Source organism: Streptomyces sp. NPDC000941 (genome assembly GCF_053599555.1).
The window spans coordinates 1-17,146 of the sequence record NZ_JBSFMM010000234.1 but is presented as its reverse complement, the minus strand read 5'-3'; the positions used below and the strand labels follow the sequence as shown (position 1 = coordinate 17,146).

The 17,146-nt window shown below is 72.2% G+C and carries 16 protein-coding genes; 8 read left to right on the top strand and 8 right to left on the bottom strand.

The annotated features are described in order from the left end of the window. The first annotated feature begins 175 nt into the window (after positions 1–175). The 5 genes from ACWDSL_RS44500 (at position 176) to ACWDSL_RS44480 (ending at position 2,541) form a co-directional block, all read left to right on the top strand. Entirely contained in the window at positions 176–424 is a 249-nt protein-coding gene (locus tag ACWDSL_RS44500; protein WP_450494291.1) for a hypothetical protein, read from the top strand. 178 nt (positions 425–602) lie between these two features. Next, the gene (locus ACWDSL_RS44495) at positions 603–809 is read left to right on the top strand and encodes a hypothetical protein (protein ID WP_450494289.1); all 207 of its coding nucleotides are present in this window, start codon (positions 603–605) and stop codon (positions 807–809) included. A gap of 131 nt (positions 810–940) precedes the next feature. After that, the gene (locus ACWDSL_RS44490; RefSeq protein ID WP_450494288.1) at positions 941–1,069 is read left to right on the top strand and encodes a hypothetical protein; all 129 of its coding nucleotides are present in this window, start codon (positions 941–943) and stop codon (positions 1,067–1,069) included. 72 nt (positions 1,070–1,141) lie between these two features. Beyond that, positions 1,142–1,636 (top strand): hypothetical protein, encoded by a 495-nt coding sequence (locus ACWDSL_RS44485; RefSeq protein WP_450494286.1) that lies wholly within the window; start codon positions 1,142–1,144, stop codon positions 1,634–1,636. Between the two features lie 203 nt (positions 1,637–1,839). Beyond that, the gene (locus ACWDSL_RS44480) at positions 1,840–2,541 is read left to right on the top strand and encodes a class I SAM-dependent methyltransferase (RefSeq protein WP_450494284.1); all 702 of its coding nucleotides are present in this window, start codon (positions 1,840–1,842) and stop codon (positions 2,539–2,541) included. 22 nt (positions 2,542–2,563) lie between these two features. On the opposite strand, the gene ACWDSL_RS44475 is transcribed toward ACWDSL_RS44480, so the two are convergent. The 6 genes from ACWDSL_RS44475 to ACWDSL_RS44450 are packed head-to-tail and all read right to left on the bottom strand — an operon-like array spanning position 2,564 to position 8,563. Further along, on the bottom strand, positions 2,564–3,949 hold the full coding sequence (locus tag ACWDSL_RS44475) for an NAD(P)/FAD-dependent oxidoreductase (RefSeq protein WP_450494282.1): 1,386 nt from the start codon (positions 3,947–3,949) through the stop codon (positions 2,564–2,566). A gap of 1 nt (position 3,950) precedes the next feature. Beyond that, positions 3,951–5,096 (bottom strand): ABC transporter ATP-binding protein, encoded by a 1,146-nt coding sequence (locus tag ACWDSL_RS44470; RefSeq protein ID WP_450494281.1) that lies wholly within the window; start codon positions 5,094–5,096, stop codon positions 3,951–3,953. Beyond that, the gene (locus tag ACWDSL_RS44465) at positions 5,086–5,868 is read right to left on the bottom strand and encodes an ABC transporter permease (protein WP_450494280.1); all 783 of its coding nucleotides are present in this window, start codon (positions 5,866–5,868) and stop codon (positions 5,086–5,088) included. The genes ACWDSL_RS44470 and ACWDSL_RS44465 overlap by 11 nt, the downstream gene beginning before the upstream one ends. Beyond that, a complete protein-coding gene (locus ACWDSL_RS44460; protein ID WP_450494278.1) occupies positions 5,865–6,770 on the bottom strand; it encodes an ABC transporter permease in 906 nt (301 codons plus the stop codon). The genes ACWDSL_RS44465 and ACWDSL_RS44460 overlap by 4 nt, the downstream gene beginning before the upstream one ends. Further along, positions 6,767–7,945 (bottom strand): ABC transporter substrate-binding protein, encoded by a 1,179-nt coding sequence (locus tag ACWDSL_RS44455; RefSeq protein WP_450494277.1) that lies wholly within the window; start codon positions 7,943–7,945, stop codon positions 6,767–6,769. Before ACWDSL_RS44455 ends, ACWDSL_RS44460 begins: the two co-directional genes overlap by 4 nt. Positions 7,946–7,948: 3 nt before the next feature. Continuing rightward, positions 7,949–8,563, bottom strand: coding sequence for a helix-turn-helix domain-containing protein (locus tag ACWDSL_RS44450; RefSeq protein WP_450494275.1), 615 nt, complete (start codon positions 8,561–8,563; stop codon positions 7,949–7,951). Between the two features lie 230 nt (positions 8,564–8,793). Here ACWDSL_RS44450 and ACWDSL_RS44445 point away from each other — a divergent pair, with 230 nt between their 5' ends. Both ACWDSL_RS44445 and ACWDSL_RS44440 read left to right on the top strand, forming a co-directional pair. Continuing rightward, positions 8,794–9,582: an IclR family transcriptional regulator gene (locus ACWDSL_RS44445; RefSeq protein WP_450494273.1), complete on the top strand. Its 789-nt coding sequence runs from the start codon at positions 8,794–8,796 to the stop codon at positions 9,580–9,582. Between the two features lie 192 nt (positions 9,583–9,774). Next, positions 9,775–10,971 (top strand): PP2C family protein-serine/threonine phosphatase, encoded by a 1,197-nt coding sequence (locus ACWDSL_RS44440; RefSeq protein ID WP_450494271.1) that lies wholly within the window; start codon positions 9,775–9,777, stop codon positions 10,969–10,971. A 10-nt stretch (positions 10,972–10,981) separates the two neighbouring features. Here the strand turns inward: ACWDSL_RS44440 and ACWDSL_RS44435 are convergent, their stop codons facing one another. Together ACWDSL_RS44435 and ACWDSL_RS44430 are read right to left on the bottom strand one after the other, a co-directional pair. Beyond that, positions 10,982–12,319, bottom strand: coding sequence for an outer membrane protein assembly factor BamB family protein (locus ACWDSL_RS44435; RefSeq protein WP_450494270.1), 1,338 nt, complete (start codon positions 12,317–12,319; stop codon positions 10,982–10,984). A gap of 67 nt (positions 12,320–12,386) precedes the next feature. Beyond that, positions 12,387–13,199, bottom strand: a complete 813-nt coding sequence (locus ACWDSL_RS44430) for a hypothetical protein (protein WP_450494268.1) — start codon at positions 13,197–13,199, stop codon at positions 12,387–12,389. Positions 13,200–13,437: 238 nt separating this feature from the next. Here ACWDSL_RS44430 and ACWDSL_RS44425 point away from each other — a divergent pair, with 238 nt between their 5' ends. Beyond that, positions 13,438–17,115: an nSTAND1 domain-containing NTPase gene (locus tag ACWDSL_RS44425; RefSeq protein ID WP_450494266.1), complete on the top strand. Its 3,678-nt coding sequence runs from the start codon at positions 13,438–13,440 to the stop codon at positions 17,113–17,115. Positions 17,116–17,146 lie beyond the last annotated feature (31 nt).

Genomic DNA, 17,146 nt, shown 5'->3' with positions numbered 1-17,146 from the left:
GCGGTGAAAGTCGCACGTCCGGTTCGGAGGGCGGGCCGGAGAAACCCACCTGTCGAAAGACAGACAGGGCGCTCCGGCCCGACCCTACGTCCCCCTCTCGATCGGCATCGGCGAACGCGCCCTCGACCTACTGGGTGCGAGGACGGGGGCGGTTATCGAGAACCCCTTCGATGGCGTGCTGTACTGGCTCATCGCTCCCGAGGCGGCCGCCGCATGGGACACGGGCCGACTGCCCAGCATCGAGGTGTGGGGAGCGACCGCCTACATCGAGGTGCCACCGGTGGCCCGCACGACCGGGCCCGGCGTCCGCTGGCGCGTACCGCTCCGGCACGACCGGCACCTCACGGACCCCGCAGCCCTGCTTGCCGCGCTGGAGATCGCCACCAGCGCGGCGCTAGGCCCACGTGAAGGGGCCGCCCGGTGACCGAGTGCTGCTATCGCTGCGACAAGCCCACGCGCGAACCGATCACCGTGCTCCGCGCAGTCGCGTCTGGGCCCGGCTGTCTGCGGCACCTGTGCCCGGACTGCAACCGCCGACAGCCACACCCGGACGCCGACCTGTACACGGTGCTGGTCACCCTGCAGCGCGAGAGGCACACGACGTGACCGTCCCCGTCGGCACCCGGCGGATGTCGCCGTACTGCGCGCTGTACACCGCCGACCCCGACACCACACCCGCCGAAATCCATGCGTTTTGCAAGGGGCCGGGCGAAGTTCGGCTGAAGCCGGTACCACCCGCGACCCGCGGACTGCTCCTCTTCACCGTCCGGTGCGACTGCGACTGCCACAAGAAGGCGGACGCCACCTAGACCGGTGGGCCGCCCGACGGCCCACCCCACCCTCGCCCCGGCCTCCCGCTTGCAGGCCAGTGGCCGGGACGAGGACCGCGCAACCAGCGCGGGGACACCTCTGCGCAACTCAACAACTCACAGGAGGTCCTATGCGATTACAGCATGCCGTCCACCGCCATGACCCGGAAGGCGGCGACACCATGCCGGACACCGACGCCCCGACACCCGGCGGTCAGACGCCCGGCGACTCTGACGACGGACGCCAGTACGCGCGCTAGCCAGACCGCGGCCCCGTCCTCAGACCGCCCCCGCCGTGGGCGGGGCCGCTCCCCACTACACCGGAGCCCTCCATGCCCGATCACTGGCACTGCTATCGCTGGACCGGAGAACGCCGAACCTACGACAGTGAGTCCGCGCGTCGGCCGCCCCATCTCGTCGTCCAGAACATGTCGTCCCAGGAGTGGAGGCAGATCGCAGCCGCCAGCCCCGCCTTCGTGGCCAGCGAAGTGCCTCCGCTGGAGGTGCCGTTCTGGCTGCTGCGCCCCGCCAGAATGATCAAGGCCACCTTCCAGGAACCGGAGAAAGCCTCAGCCTGGTACCGGGACCAGGTCACCGAACTGACCCCCTCCTTCATGACCGACCACGACAAGAACCCCACCCAGCGGTTCGAGCGCTTCACGGCCGCCGAAGACCGGCTCAGCTGGGGCGGAGACGTCGTTGGCGGCTGGTACCTGCGCGGCACCGGATTCGCCTCCGTCCATGTGGTCGCGTGCAGCGCGAACCGGATCCGCCCGACCATCCCGTGCCCTATGCTCCCCCGGCTACCGCTGGGAGGTGCCCCCTGACGCAGCCTTGCAAAAAACGTTTGATCTAGAGCAAGCGATTTTTTGGGATGGGGGGCGCGGCGCCGCAGATCACGGCCGGGTTCTGGAGGCCGCGCGGAGGTCGGGGGCCCGGCGCTATCCGGGCCCGGCCGGTCGGCCGGGCCCCGAGCGTGTCGGAGTGGGATTCCGGCGAACCAGCCTGTCGGCGGGACGCGCCCGCCACCATGGGGCGGGTGACGACCACCACCGCAGACCTCTGGCACCACTACGGCCGCACCCGCGCCGACCACGACCGGGCCGTCCCCGAGACCTTTCACTGGATCTGGAGCCAGGACACCGGCCCCGGTGCGGAAGTCCTCGGCGACCTGACCGGGCTGTGCGTCGGCGACCTCGGCGCCGGAGCGGCCCGGCAGGCCGCGCACCTGGCGATCCGTCATCAGCCCGCCCGGATCGTCGCCGTCGATGCCTCGCCCGCGCAGTGCGCGATGGCCACCGACCTGTACGGCCACCTCGCACCGCGGCTGCGCATCGTGCGGTCCGACGTCGTGACCCATTTGCGCGAGCGGGCCGATACGTATGACGTGCTGTACAGCGTCTTCGGCGCCCTGGACTTCACCGACCCGCGCGAACTGCTGCCGGCGGCGGCCGCTGCGCTGCGGCCCGGTGGGCGGCTGGTGTTCTCCACCCTCGCCCACTACGTGGGCGGCGAGCCCGCCCAGTGCGAGGCTGTGGCCGTCGACATTCCGGTCAAGACACCACAGGGGGAAGCGGCCACAATGCATCGCTGGGTGCTTCAGGGGCAGGTGTGGACCAAGCTGCTCGACGCGGCCGGGTTCACCCGGACCAGCGTCGACGTACTGCCCGCCACCACCCATGGGCCGCGCGCCGCCGCCACGCTGCTGGTGACCACATACCGTCCGGCCTGAGTGCCGGCCGCGCCCGGAGAGCTCAGTGCCGGCCGGTGATCGCGTCCGCCAGCCGCGCGAAGGTCGAGGTGCGCTCGTGGCGGGTGCTGCCCTCGCTGAGGTCGGCGATCCGGTACAGGCCGTACATCGCGTACGAGCCCAGCCAGCGCAGCGGCTCCGGTTCCCAGCGCGGCGAGGTGCGGCCCGACCACGGCAGGCGGGTGTAGCGGGTGTTCTTGCCGGCGACCAGGTCGGCGAGGGTGCGGCCGGCCAGATACGAGGCCGTCACGCCCTGCCCGACGTAGCCCCCGGCGTGGCCGAGGCCCGTGGCCTGGTCCCAGACCACCGAGGGGGACCAGTCGCGCGGTACGCCCAGCGAGCCGCACCACGCGTGGGCGAGCTCGAAGGGGACGTCGGGCCACAGGCCGCGCATGACCCCGTGCAGCTGGCCGATGGTCCAGCTGTCCAGGCGGCCGTCGCGGTCGAGGCGGGAGCCGAAGCGGTACGGGAGGCCGCGGCCGCCGAGGGCGATGCGGTTGTCGGCGGTGCGCTGGGCGTAGAAGTAGGTGTGCTGAGCGCCGGAAAGGGCCTCGCCGCCGGACCAGCCGATGGTCTTCCAGTCCGCTTCGGACAGCGGCTCGGTGATGACCATCGAGCTGTTCATGGGCAGCATGTCCCGGCGGCGGCCGGGCAGTTGCGCGGTGTAGCCCTCGGTCGCGCGCAGGATGTGGCGGGCGGTCACGGTGCCGTGTGCGGTGCGCACCTGCCCGGGGCGGATGTCCAGGGCCGGGGTGCGCTCGGCGATCCGGACGCCGGCGGCCTCGACGGCCGAGGCGAGGCCGGTGACCAGCTTTCCGGGGTGCAGCCGTACGTTGTGCGGGCTGTACAGGGCGCCGAGCGCCCCGCTGATGCTGATCCGGTCCGCCGTCTCGGCCGCGGACAGCAGCCGTACGTCGTCCTCGGTCATGCCCCAGTCGCGTTCGGCGGCCACCGTCGCCCGGAGCCGGGCCAGTTCGGAGGGGGTGCGGCCGATCGTCAGATAGCCGCCGTGTGCGGCGTCCACGTCCGCGTCGTGGTCGGACATGATGTCGAGGATCTCGTCCAGCGCTGCTACCGCCGCGCGCCGCAACTCGAGCACCGCCTGCCGGCCGCCGGGGCCCTCGGCCATATGGCGCGTGAGCCCGATCATCTTGCCGGAGAGCCAGCCGCCGTTGCGGCCGGAGGCGCCATAGCCGGCATGGCGGGCCTCGACGACGAGGATCGAGGCGTCGGGCAGCGCCTGGCGCAGCCAGTACGCCGTCCACAAACCGGTGTACCCCGCGCCGACGACGCACACATCGACCGTGGTGTCCCCGTCCAGCGGCGGGCGCTCGGGGCGTGCGGGCGTGGCCGTGTCCTGCATCCAGAAGGAGATCTGACCGTTGATCACGTCAATTGTCCTTAACCGAAAGTCGCTTGTCGGGGACCACCGCCGCTGCCGTCGGGTCCCACGTGGCGAAGCCGGTGTCGCCTACGCGCAGCCCGGAGGCGGTGCCGGGGCCCTCCCGGACCAGGCCGGTGGACCCGCCGGGCAGTTCTACCGTCAGCTTCCGCGAATGGCCGAGGTACGTCTCGTCGCGCACGGTGACCGGCACCCCGGCCCGGCCCGGGGCCGGTTGCTCGGCCGACAGCCGTAGCCGTTCGGGGCGGATCACCACCACGGCGTCGCCGCGCACCGTGTGCCCGCCCGGGAGCGGGATGCCGTACGCGCCCGCGTGCAGCCGCCCCCGGTCGTCGGGGTGGACGACGCCGCGCAGCAGCGTGGACTCGCCGAGGAACTGGGCGACGAACAGCGACTCGGGCCGCTCGTACAGCTCCTCGGCCGTGCCGACCTGCACGATCCGCCCGTCGTCGTAGACCGCGATCCGGTCCGAGAGGGTCAGCGCCTCCTCCTGGTCGTGGGTGACGTAGACGAAGGTGGTGCCGACCTGGCGGTGGATCTCGCGGATCTCCTCCTGAAGGGCCTCGCGGAGTTTTTTGTCCAGCGCGCCCAGCGGCTCGTCCATCAGCAGCACCGGCGGCCGGTAGACGATGGCCCGGGCGAAGGCGACGCGCTGCTGCTGGCCGCCGGACAGCTGGGCGGGGCGGCGCCGCTCGAACCCCTCCAGCTGTACGGTGCGCACCGCCGCGCGCACCAGCTCGCGCCGCTGGGCCTTGGGCATCTTCCGCTGCCGCAGCGGGAACTCGATGTTGTCCCACACGCTCAGATGCGGGAACAGCGCGTACCCCTGGAAGACCATGCCCATCTCGCGCCGGTGCGGGGGCACGGCGTTCAGCGGTTCGGCGTCGACCAGGATGTCGCCCGAGGTCGGCGGGACAAACCCGGCGATCATGTTGAGCGTGGTGGTCTTGCCCGAGCCGCTGGGGCCCAGGAACGTCATGAACTCGCCGGGCTCGATGGTCAGATCGACGCCGCGTACGGCCTGGCTCGACCCGTACGTCTTGGTCAGGCCGCGCAGTTCGATGGCGGCACCGCTGCGCTTCAGGTCGGCCGACATGGGGTTGGCGGACCCACGGTGTTCGAGGTCAGCTGACACGTCGCCTCCGGGATTGTGCGAGCAGCGCGATCGCGATCAGCGCGCTGGTGAAGCAGATGATGAGGGTGGCCGCGGCGGCGATGGTGGGATCGACGTCGCGCTGGATGCTGCTGTACATCCGCACCGGCAGGGTCTCCAGATAGGGGCTGGAGATGAACATGGACACCACGACCTCGTCGAAGGAGGTCACGAAGGCGAACATGAACCCGGACAGCAGACCGGGCGCGATCACCGGCAGGGTGACGCTGAAGAAGGCGCGCGCCCGGCTCGCCCCGCAGATCGCCGCCGCGCGCTCCAGCGTGGTGTCGAACCGCGACAGCACCGAGGACACCGGGATGATCACGAACGGCAGGGCCAGTACGGTGTGCGCGATCAGGAACCCGGTGAACGTCCCCACCAGCCGCAGTTGCAGGAACAGGGCGTAGACGCCCACGCCGAAGACGACCGTGGGCACCAGCATCGGGGCGATCAGCAGCGCGCCCACCGCGCCGCGGCCCCGGAACCGGCCGCGGGTCAGGGCGTAGCTCGCGGCCGTGCCCGCCACCGTGGCCAGGACCCCGACGAGGGCGGCGATCTGCAGCGAGTTCAGCAGATCGTCCACCCAGCGGCGGTCCGAGAAGAAGGTCTCGTACCACCGCAGGGACCAGCGCTCGGGCGGAAACGCCAGCGAGCGCTGCCCGGTGAAGCTGAGCGGGATCACCACCAGCGTCGGGGCGACCAGCCAGAGCGCGACCAGCGCGCCGAAGATCTTCAGGGGGATGCGTCTGCTCACAGCTCCAGACCTCCTGTGACCTGGGCCGACTTACCCGTCACCCGCTTCGACACCCACGTCGTCACCGCGAGCAGGACCCCGGCGGTCAGCAGCAGCGCCACCGCGAGCGCCCCGCCCCGGCCCCAGTTCAGCAACTCGCTGATCTGCGTGTACAGCGCGTTGGGCAGCAGCTCCTGGCGGGGCGAGCCGAGTACGGCGGGGGTGATGTAGAAGCCGAGCGAGAGGATGAACACCATCAGCGACCCGGCGAACACCCCGGGCAGCGACAGCGGGACGAAGACCCGCCAGAACGCCTTCCAGGGCGGTGCGCCGCAGATCATCCCGGCCTGCACCAACCGCCCGTCGATCGAGCGCATCGCGTTGAACAGCGGCAGCACCATGAACGGCATCAGGATCTGGCACATGCCGATCAGCACGCCCGTGGTGGTCCCGAGCAGCTGCGTCCGGCCCAGGCCCAGCGAGTCCAGGACGGTGTTCAGCACGCCATGGTCCTGAAGGATGATCACCCAGGAGAAGACGCGCACCATCAGGCTGGTCCAGAACGGCATCAGCACGGCCAGCATCAGCAGCCCGCGCAGCGCCGGTCCGGAGACCGTCATCAGATACGCGTACGGATAGCCGAGCACGAGGGTGATCAGCGTGGCCACGGCGGCGACGACCAGGGTCCGGCCCAGTACGTCGAGCGCGGTGGCGTCGTGCAGCAGCCAGGAGAAGTTCTGCAGCCCGGGCTCCGGCTGGGTGACGCTGCGCACCACGATCGTGGCGACCGGGTAGCCGAAACCGGCCAGCACCAGCAGCGCCGTCGGCACGATCAGCAGCCAGCGCCGGGAGCCCGGCGCACGCTCCGCCGCGGTGGCGGAGCGGCGCCGGCCGGGTCTGGTCCCGGGGGAGAGCGCTGTCATCGGTTCAGCCAGTCGGTCCAGGCCGTGGACAGCTTGTCGCGGTTCTGGCCCCAGTAGGTGAAGTCCGGGGTGATGGACTGGTTGAGCACCTTCTCCTGTGTCGGGTCGAGCTTCTGGGCCTGCGGGGACAGCGTGGGCTTGGAGTTGACGTTGACCGGTGCGTAGCTGGTGTACTCCGACTGCCTGGTCTGCTGCTCCTCGCCGAGCGCGTAGTTGATCAGGCCCATCGCGGCCTTGGTGTTCTTCGAGCCCTTGGGCACGGCGAACACGTCGTACAGGGTGAAGCTGTTGTTCCACACCGGGCGGAAGTTCGCGCCGTTGGCGTTGGCCTCGTAGATACGGCCGCTCCAGGCCATGATCATGTCTGCCTGGCCGGACTGCGCGATCTGGGTCTGCTGGGCGCCGGTCTTCCAGTACGTGAGGTCGGACTTGATGTCGTCCCATTTGCCCAGCGCCCGCTTGGTGTCCAGCGGATACAGCTTGCTCGGGCCCACGCCGTCGGCCAGCAGGGCCGCCTCGAAGATGCCGGGGGTGGGGGTCGGGCGGCCGTCGACGGCCCGCTTGCCCGGGAACTTCTCGGTGTCGAAGAAGTCCGCCCAGGTGGTGGGCGGGTTGTCGCCGTATTTGTCGGCGTTGTAGAAGAGGCCGTATCCGTAGATCAGCGAGGGGACCATACAGGGGGACTCGGGCGTCTGGCGCGGCAGCTGGCCGGTATTGATGATCGTGTAGTCGAGCTTCTGGTACAGCGTCTCGCAGTTGGCCGCGGCGTCCCATGGCGTGGTGTCGACCACGTCCCACAGCACGTTCTTCGAGTTCACCTGGGCCTTGATCTTGGCGGGGTCGGTGGGGCCGTCGGTGAGCACATCGGCGCCGGAGTCCTTGGCGAACGGTTTGACGAACGCCCCTTCCTGGCCGTCCTGCATGCCCCCGCCGTACGACACAAAGGTCATCCGGACGCCGTTGAGCGCGTCCTTCTTGACCGTGCCCGCCGGCTGACCGACGAGATCCGCCGAGTCGGCGTCCTCGCCGGGTCCGCCCTGCGCGCAACCGGCAGCGGTGAGCAGCACACCGACGGTCGCGAGGGCGGTCCCGGCCATCGCGGGCCGCCGCCTCCGGGCTCTGGGGAGCGTCTGGGTGCCGTGGGACGCTCCGGAGAGTGGGGATCGGGGGAACATCGGCTACTCCTTGTCGCCGGGCTGTGTGGGGCCCAGCACCCAATGAACGACGGACAGAGCATCGGTCTCGTTGACGATGCGGTGTGGCTGCCTGGAGTCGAAGTCCAGGCTGTCTCCCTCGCCGAGTACGAAGCGCTCGGTGTCGAGCTCCACGGTCACCTGGTTGGTCAGGACCACGACGACCTCATGCCACCCGGGGTGGCTGTACTGCTCGTCCCCGGTCGAGCCTCCCGGCGCGAACTCGGCCTCGTACGCCCCGAACCCGGACAGCGGCTCCCGGGTGAGCGACGTCTTGCGGCCCCCGCCGACCCAGGGGAGCTCCGGCCGGTCCTGCTCGCGCAGGGGCGTGGGGCCGATGGCCGAGGTGTCGAACAGCTCGGCCATGGTGATGCCGAGGGCGGAGGCGATACGCGCCAGCGTCGAGATGGAGGCGCTGCTGCGCCCGCGCTCGAGCTGGCTGAGGAAGCTCCCGCTGACATCGCTGCGCTCCGCGAGGGCGCGCAGCGACATCCGGCGCAGGCGCCGGAACGCATGCACCCGTCGGCCGACGTCCGACTCGGGACGCTCGGCGGGCGGTTCGGGGGCGGACTTCGATGCGGGCTTCGATTCGGCGGACACTTGAGCTCCGGGCGGGGTGGGAAGCGGAAGTGATCGACGGGAGATGAATGGAAAGGACAATGACACGCACAAGTGGTTGCGACAAGGGGTACTTAACAAACCCGCGAATGTGTGAAGTAAGCGTGAAGCAGACGTAGTTGAGCTGGTGAAAGATGGTGTGGAGGCCATCGGGGTCCGGGCGGCCGCCGCCGGGCCTTGCCTGCCCCGCGCACCCGGCGCAAGCTGGACTCATGAGCGCTCAGGCGGCCCCTACGCTCATCACATCCGTGCAGCGGGCCCTCCGTCTGCTGGAGGCCGTCGGCGCGCACGAGGGCGGCGCGCCGGCGAAACAGCTCGCACGCGAGGTCGGGCTGCCCCTGGCCACCACCTACCACCTGCTGCGCACCCTGTGTCACGACGGGTACGCGCGCAAGCTCGACGACGGCGGGTTCGTCATCGGGGACAAGATCGGCGCGCTGTGCGCGGGAAGCCGCGGCCAGGCGTCGCTGGCCCGGGTGCGCCCCGCGCTCACCGCGCTCCGCGACGACCTGGTGGTCGCCGCGTATCTGACCTTCTACGAGGACGGCGAGATCAGGGTCGCCGATATCGTCGACAGCCCGCGGGCGCCGCGGGTCGACCTCTGGGTGGGGTTCGAGGAGGCGGGACACGCCACGGCCCTGGGCAAATGCGTACTGCGCGAGCTGGACGCCGAGTCCCGCCAGGACTATCTGTCCCGGCATCCGCTGCCCGGCCTCACGCCCCGGACGATCACCCGCAGGGAGGAGCTGGTCCGGCGGCTGGAGACCGTCCCGGAGGGCATGCCCGTTCTCGACCGCGAGGAGTACGCGCTGGGCACGGTCTGTCTCGCGGTGCCGGTCTACAGCGGGGAGACGATCGGCTCGCTCGGGGTCTCGCTGCGGGTGGCCCCGTCCTTGCGCCTGGGGACCTCGCGTATCGCGACTTCGCGCATCGACGAGATCCGGGACCGGCTGATTCCGGCGGGGAACCGCGTGACCAGGGGTCTTTCGCTCAGTGCCTGAAATTCACCCGCTGCTGAAATGCGCCGCGCGCGGGGATTCCGCTCTCTGTCGCCGCCGGGATTCACTATCTGAAATGCGGACCCTTGTGGTCGCCGCCCGGACTCCTGTTAGGTAGAGCACACGGACATCACGGGCATCGCGGACATTCAGGTGTGCGTGTCTGCCACGAGCGGAGAGAGTTCAGACCCGGATATGAGCCAGGCCCGAGACCATCACCATGGCCATCGGACGAACCGGCAGCCCATCAGGCGGCCGGACCCCGCATCCTGGGCCGCCTCGCTGGACCAGTCCCGCTGCGGGGCGTATATCGCGGTCGTGGTGACCGCGGTGACCACCTCCCTGGTCGCGCTGCTCGTCGTTCTCGGCGACGCCGGGATGAGCTGGCTTCCGCTGCTCGCCGTCGGCCCCGCGCTGGCCGCGGCGACCTGCCGGCCCTGGGGCGTGCTGGGCATCGGCACCCTCACCACGGGTCTTGGCGCGGTCCTCGGCGCCCAGACCGGTGAGCCGCTCCATGAGCTGGCGGTCACGCTGGCCGCGCTGAGCGCCGTCACCCTGGCGAGCGCGCTGGCCAGCCTGTTGCGCGGGCGCCGTGAGCGGGTGCTGGCGGCCGTTCGCTCGGTCGCCGAGACCGCCCAGAACGCGCTGCTCAGACCGGTGCCCGCGACGGTCGGCCCGTTCCAGGTGGCCGTGCGCTACAGCGCGGCCGCCGCGGAGGCCCGGATCGGCGGCGACCTGTACGCGCTGGTGCCCACCCCGTACGGTGTGCGGCTGATCGTCGGCGATGTGCGCGGCAAGGGGCTGCCCGCGGTCGGCACCACCGCGCTGGTGCTGGGCGTCTTCCGCGAGGCCGCGTACGACGAGCCGGACCTGCTGGACGTCGTCGAGCGGATCGAGCGCAGCCTGACCCGTAACCTCGGCCCCGACGACTTCGTCACCGCCGTGGTCGCCGGATACCCGGAGCCGGGCCGGATGGAGGTCGTCAACTGCGGCCATGCCGCGCCGCTGCTGGTCAGCGGCGCCACCGCCGTCACGGCGATCGAGCCGACCCACCCGGCCCCGCCGCTGGGCCTGCGCTCCCTCGTCGTACGCCGCCCGAGCCTCCAGGTGCTGCCCTTCGCCGACGGCGACCAGCTGCTGCTGTACACCGACGGGGTCACCGAGGCCCGCGACTGCGGCCGGGCGTTCTATCCGCTCGCCGAGCGGGTGGCCCGGCACACCTGCGACGACCCGTCCCGCACCCTGGCCGCCCTCCACGACGACCTGCTGGACCACGTCGGCGGCCGGCTCCACGACGACGCGGCGCTGCTGCTCCTCCGCAAACCGGCCGCCGCGGACCCGCCCGCCGCCGCTCCGCCCGTGGCCGTCGACCCGACGACGAAGGCTTCCTGAGGCCGCCCGCTCAGGGCTGGGCGTCGGTGAGGAGCAGTACATCAGGGCCTGTGCCGGGGAACCGGCTCCAGGAGACGGCGACCACGCCGTCCCCGGCGAGCGACGGCACCAGCTGCTGCTCCGCCCCGCTGCCGCTCCGATCCAGCTCGGGCAGGCTCATGGAGTGCACGAGCCCGCCGCGCTCGGCGTCCAGGACCAGCAGCCGCGACGGACCGGCCGGGGGCGGCCGGCCCGCCTCCTGCAACGGCTGCTCCACGACGTACACCCGCCCTTCGGCGACCAGCGCCCGCCCGAGACGGGTGCCCTTCGCCGCCCGGTGGGTCCACTGCCGCCGGCCGTCGTCCAGGGCGTAGCCGCGCAGCGCGCCGGGGTCGTCGCGCTCCTGCGCCACCAGGGTGTGGGCCGTGGCGCCCCGGCTCCGCTCCCCGCCGGGGAACGGCAGGGTACGGGTGCCGGGCCGCCGTCCGGAGACATCGGTCACCGCCATACCGCCGTCGCGGCGCGCCGGGGCGAGGACCAAGGTGGTGCCGTCCGCTGGCAGATAGGGCCGGAGCGCGGCGTCGTGCGGGAACCGCCACCGTACGGTGCCGGTGTCCGCGGCCAGGCCGACCTGCGCCATCCGGTCGGTCTGCGGATCGAGGTCCAGGGCGGGGTCGTCCGGGCAGTCGCCCGCCGCCACGACGTACACCTCCCGGAGGGTGAGCGGCGGGTCGACGGGGGACCACCGCTCGCAGCCCTTCGGCGGCGCGGCCCGCCACCGGCGCTTTCCATCGGCCGGGGAGAGCGCCCACACCTCCTCCTCCGATTCGGCGAGCACGACCTGGTCCGTGACGCGCAGATTGGTGACCAGGCTGTGGTGGCGGTCGGTGGATGTCCGCGGCGCCTCGGTGTGCCAGCGCGGTTCGCCGGTGCGCAGATCGACGGCGGTCAGACCGCCGTCGTGCCACCACAGGACGGCCAGTTCGTCCCCGACCCCCAGGTCGTACAGGTTCGCGTCGCGCCCGTACTCCCAGTAGGTCCGGTCCGTGCGCAGACCGACGGCGGTCAGGCGGGTTTCGCCGGCGCGGGTGCGGTCGTCGTACAGCGCCAGGCCGCCGACGACGGCCTCGGGCACCTGGTTCAGCCGCCGCACCATCTCACCGGGTCTGGCCGGGGCCGTCTTCCCCAGCGCGGCGGGGGCCTTGTCGTACGGGCCCTTCGTCCACTCGCGCGGGCCGTCGTCGTCCGTGAACCGGGCGTACGCCTGCCAGCCGCCCGCCCCCAGCGCGAGGACGAGCGCCACGGCGAGCGGCACCCGCAGCCGGGGCCGGGGCGCGAACCAGCGGCCCCAGAGGCTTCGCATGGACATCTTGTACTCCCTCCCCCGCGGTCGGCGCCCCGCTCGGGGACGCCGACCGCTGCTGACTATGCCGTTACTAGCGGCGGCACACCCTCACCTCTTTGCTGGGCTGGCTGGCCTGGGTCCACTTGTTGCTGTTGTTCGCCCAGGTGATGCCGATACTCGTGAGCCCGAGGGTGATGCCGGTCGCGCTCTGGGACTTCCAGGAGTGGCCGTACTTGGAGAACGCCTGGAGGTTCCAGCAGCCGCGCTTGCTGGCCTTGAAGGAGATACCCATGGTGCCCTGGTACCCCTGCATGTCGACCTTGCCCAGGTTCGGGCCCTCGTTGAAGAGGAATCCCGCTCCGTAGGCGCCGGACTTGAACGCCTGCGTCATCTTCTTCTTGCCGTAGACCTGCCCGTTGCCCCGGTAGACAAGAGAGTGCGCCAGGGGGGTGACCTTCTTGCTGAAGCTGATGGCGAACGCGTCGTACCCCTTGGTGTTGGAGGGGATCTTCTTCCACTTCCAGCCGGCGGCGGCGATGTAACGGTCCTTACCCTCGGCCTTGTAGATGACCGGCCTTGCGATCTTGATCTCATCGCTCGGGTTGCCGAGCGTGCTCAGCTCCGAACCGCCCCCGTCCACCCGCTCCAGGCAGTAGTCCGCGGCCAGCTTCGCGTCGATCCGCTCCTGGGAGAGACCCTGGCCTTCCAGCTTCTGGATGAGCGCGGTGACGCGGTCCGTCTGCGCCTTGGCGCTGTCGGGCAGCTTCGAGACACAGCCGCGAGCGGCCGTCGCCCCAGCCGCCCCCGTCGGCGCCGACTGGCCGAAGGCCGTCGACGATGCGCCGACCGGGAGCAGAACCGCCCCCGCCACGGCGGCGCCCACCAGTCGCATCTTCGTGTGCATGTGCTTGTTCCCCTCGTTCGCGATGGATGGACGAGGTGTGCGGTCCCGCCGCGTTGTCCGGCCGGTGCGACCCCGTCTGACCTCGAGTTTTCTGGGCCGGACGTTGTCTGGCAGGCCCCAATCGCCGCGCTGGACAATTACGTTGGGCCGGGAACGGCCGGTGGCCGCGCGGCGTCCGGTACGGGTGGGAGGCGCGGGCCGGGCGGAACGCCCAGGCCATGAGGGGGAGGGGCATCAGATGGGGCGTCGGGAGAGCCCGCTGGATCCGAGTGCCGGGCCGGTGGAGCGATTCGCCCATGAGCTGCGGGCCTTGCGGCGACACGCGGGCGGGTTGACGTATCGGGCGATGGCGCGCAGGACGGAGTACTCCACGGCGACCCTCGCCCAGGCGGCCTCCGGCGACAGACTTCCCTCGCTGCCGGTCGCTCTGGCGTATGTGACCGCGTGCGGCGGGGACCGCGCGGAGTGGGAGCGGCGCTGGCAGCGGGTGACGGACCAGCTGCTGGCCGAGCCGCCCGAGGACGACGACGCCGTTCCGCCGTATCCGGGGCTGCGGCGCTTCCAGCCGGAGGACCGGGAGCGGTTCTTCGGCCGCGACCGGCTGACCGAGGACCTGGTCGGGCTGGTACGGGCGCGGCGGTTCGCGGCCGTGGTCGGCGCGTCGGGCAGCGGGAAGTCCTCGCTGCTGCGCGCCGGGCTCATCCCGGCCCTGCGGGCGGGGGACGGGGGACCGGCCCGGGAGCGGCCCGCCGCCCTCCGGATCCTTACTCCCGGCCCGCACCCCGCCCGGAGCCATGCGCATCTCCTCGCCCCGGCCGACGGCGGGGGCGACACGGTGGTGGTCGTCGACCAGTTCGAGGAGACCTTCACCCTGTGCCATGACCCCGCCGAGCGGGCGGAGTTCATCGACCTGCTGCTGGCCGCCCGCGACCCCGAGCGCCGGTTACGGGTCGTGGTCGCCGTCCGCGCCGACTTCTTCGGCCACTGCGCCGGGCACCGCGCGCTCGCCGACGCGCTGCGGGACGCCACGCTGCTGGTGGCCCCGATGACCCCCGAGGAGCTGCGCGAGGCCATCGTCGGACCGGCCGCCGCCGAGGGGCTGATCGTCGAGCGCACCCTGACCGCGCGGCTCGTCGAGGAGGTCGCCGACGAGCCCGGCGGGCTGCCGCTGCTGTCCCACGTCCTGCTGGAGACCTGGCGCCGCCGCCGTGGCCGCGCGCTGACCATGGCCACGTACGAGGCGACCGGCGGTATCCACGGCGCGGTCGCCCAGACCGCCGAGGACCTGTACGCCCGGCTGCCGCCCGACCAGGCACAGGCCGTCCGGCGGAGCCTGCTGCGGCTGGTCACCCCGGGCGAGGGGGCGCCCGACACCCGCCGCCCGGCGGACCGCGCCGAACTCCGGGCCGGCGGGCCCGGCGAGGCGGAGGCGGAGTCGGTGGCGGTGGCGGTGCTGGAGCGGCTGGCCCGCGCGCGCCTGATCACCCTCGACGACGAGGTCGTCAACCTCGCGCACGAGGCGCTGATCACCGCCTGGCCCCGGCTGCGCGACTGGATCGACGAGGACCGCCGCCTGCTGCGCGTCCACCGTCAGCTGACCGAGGACGCCACCGCGTGGGAGCGTCTTGGCCGGGATCCCGGGGCGCTCTACCGGGGCGTACGGCTGGCGGAGGCGGACGAGGCGTTCGGCCCGCCCGAGCGGGCCGCGGACCTCATCCCGGTCGAGGATGCCTTCCTCGCCGAGAGCCGGGCGGGGCTGCGCAAGGAGCGGCGCCGGCTGCGCCAGGTTCTGACCGCGGTCTCCGTGGCGCTGTGCCTGGCCCTGGTGGCCGCCGGTGTCGCGTTCTGGCAGCGGAACACGGCCGTCGGCGAGGAGCGCAAGGCCCAGGCCGCGCGGCAGTTGGCGCAGTCCAGGCAGCTGGCCGCCCAGTCCACCGCGCTGCTGGACCAGGACCCCGACCTGGCGGCGCTGCTGGCCGTACAGGCGTACCGGACCCACCCCACCGCCGAGGCCACGGACAGCCTGTACGCCGCGGCGGCCCTTCCCGCGCAGAAGCGGCTCACCGGGCACAAGGGCCAGGTGCTGTCGGTGGCGTTCAGCCCGGACGGCCGCACGCTGGCCACGGGCGGCGAGGACCGGACGGTGCTGCTGCGGGACGCCGGGTCCGGACGGGTCCGTAAAACCCTGACCGGCCACGCCGGCCTGGTGACGTCGGTGGCCTTCAGCCCGGACGGCCGTACGCTCGCCGTCGCCGACGGCCGTGAGGTGCGGCTGAGGGACGCGGACACCGGGCGGGTGCGGCGCACCCTCACCCCCCGCGCGGGCGCGACGATGACGATGGCGTTCAGCCCGGATGGCCGCACGCTGGCCACGGGCCGCTCCGACGGGCTGGTGCGGCTGTGGGACACCGGGACCGGCCGCGTCCGCGCGACCCTCACCGGCCACGCCGACACGGTCGCCTCGGTGGCGTTCAGCCCGGACGGTCGCACGCTGGCCACGGGCGCCATCGACCGGAAGGTGCGGCTGTGGGACGCCAGGACCGGCCGCCTCCGCACGAGCTTGACCGGCGACTCGGAAGGTGTGCTCGCGGTGGCCTTCAGCCCCGACGGCCGCACGCTGGCCACCGGCGGGGGCGAACGTTCCGTCCGGCTGTGGAACGCGGGTACCGGTGAACTCCGGGACACCCTCCCCGAGCTCGGCCCGACGCGTTCGCTGGCGTTCAGCCCGGACGGCCGGGCGCTGGCGACCGGGGGCGGCGGCACCCATGTGCGGCTGTGGGACCTCGACGCGGGCCGGGCCCGGGACGCCTTCTCCCTCGGCTACGACGGCCCGGTGTCGTCGGTGGCGTTCAGCCCCGACGGCCGCACGCTGGCCACCGGCGGGGACGACGGGCTGCTGCGGCTGTGGGACGTGGCGACCGGCCGCACCAGGGACATCCTGGCCAGGCAGCCCGGCGGTGTGCTGTCGGTGGCGTTCGCCCCCGACGGCCGTACTCTCGCCAGTGGCAACGGCCGTGACGACATCGTGAAGGTGTGGGGTGCGGCGAGCGGCGAGGTCGTGCGGACCATCACGCTCGGGTCGCGTGAGGCGGTGCCGTCGCTGGCGTTCAGCCCCGACGGCCGCACCCTGGCGACCGGACGCTTCGACGGGAATGTCCGCCTGTGGGACCCGGACACCGGCCTGTCCCGCCGCGGGCTGTACGGCCACACCGACTTCGTACGGTCCGTGGCGTTCAGCCCCGACGGGCGCACGCTGGCCACCGGCAGCAGCGACAAGACCGCGCGGCTGTGGGATGTGGCGAGTGGCCGGGCCCTTCGTGTGCTCCGCCACGCCAAGGGCGTGCTGTCGGCGGCGTTCAGCCCGGACGGCCGCACGCTGGCCACCACCGGCGTCGACCGTACGGTGCGCCTGTGGGACGTGCGGACCGGCCGCGCCCTGCGCACCCTCAAGGGCCACACCGACGCCGTGTGGTCCGCGGCGTTCAGCCGGGACGGCCGAACCCTGGCCACCGGCAGCGCGGACGGCTCGGTGCGGCTGTGGGATGTGGCGAGCGGGCGGACCCGGGATGTGCTCGACGGGCACACCGAGAGCGTGCAGTCGGTGGCCTTCAGCCCCGACGGGCGCACCTTGGCCAGCGGCGGCGGAGAGACCGTACGGCTGTGGGACGCGGCGATCGGCGAATCCCGCGGGTCGCTGCGCGGCCACACCGCCGACGTGTGGGGGGTGGCGTTCGGCCCGGACGGGCGCACCCTGGCCACCGGCAGCGACGACGAGACCGTACGGCTGTGGGACATCGACCTGCGGCGGCCCGCCGCGGCGATCGGCAAGATCTGCGGGATCGTCGACCGGGACCTCACCCGGCGGGAGCGCTCGGCCTATCTGCCGGACGAGCCGTCGGGCCGGGTGTGCCAGTGACTTCGCGGTGAGTATGGGACAGCGACACGCC

Bases quoted from the DNA above. Each gene is read 5' to 3' on its own strand.
- ACWDSL_RS44460 (WP_450494278.1), bottom strand. From the start codon at position 6,770: ATGACAGCGCTCTCCCCCGGGACCAGACCCGGCCGGCGCCGCTCCGCC.
- ACWDSL_RS44445 (WP_450494273.1), top strand. From the start codon at position 8,794: ATGAGCGCTCAGGCGGCCCCTACGCTCATCACATCCGTGCAGCGGGCC.
- ACWDSL_RS44455 (WP_450494277.1), bottom strand. From the start codon at position 7,945: ATGTTCCCCCGATCCCCACTCTCCGGAGCGTCCCACGGCACCCAGACG.
- ACWDSL_RS44485 (WP_450494286.1), top strand. From the start codon at position 1,142: ATGCCCGATCACTGGCACTGCTATCGCTGGACCGGAGAACGCCGAACC.
- ACWDSL_RS44425 (WP_450494266.1), top strand. From the start codon at position 13,438: ATGGGGCGTCGGGAGAGCCCGCTGGATCCGAGTGCCGGGCCGGTGGAG.
- ACWDSL_RS44440 (WP_450494271.1), top strand. From the start codon at position 9,775: ATGAGCCAGGCCCGAGACCATCACCATGGCCATCGGACGAACCGGCAG.
- ACWDSL_RS44435 (WP_450494270.1), bottom strand. From the start codon at position 12,319: ATGTCCATGCGAAGCCTCTGGGGCCGCTGGTTCGCGCCCCGGCCCCGG.
- ACWDSL_RS44480 (WP_450494284.1), top strand. From the start codon at position 1,840: ATGGGGCGGGTGACGACCACCACCGCAGACCTCTGGCACCACTACGGC.
- ACWDSL_RS44490 (WP_450494288.1), top strand. From the start codon at position 941: ATGCGATTACAGCATGCCGTCCACCGCCATGACCCGGAAGGCGGCGAC.
- ACWDSL_RS44430 (WP_450494268.1), bottom strand. From the start codon at position 13,199: ATGCACACGAAGATGCGACTGGTGGGCGCCGCCGTGGCGGGGGCGGTT.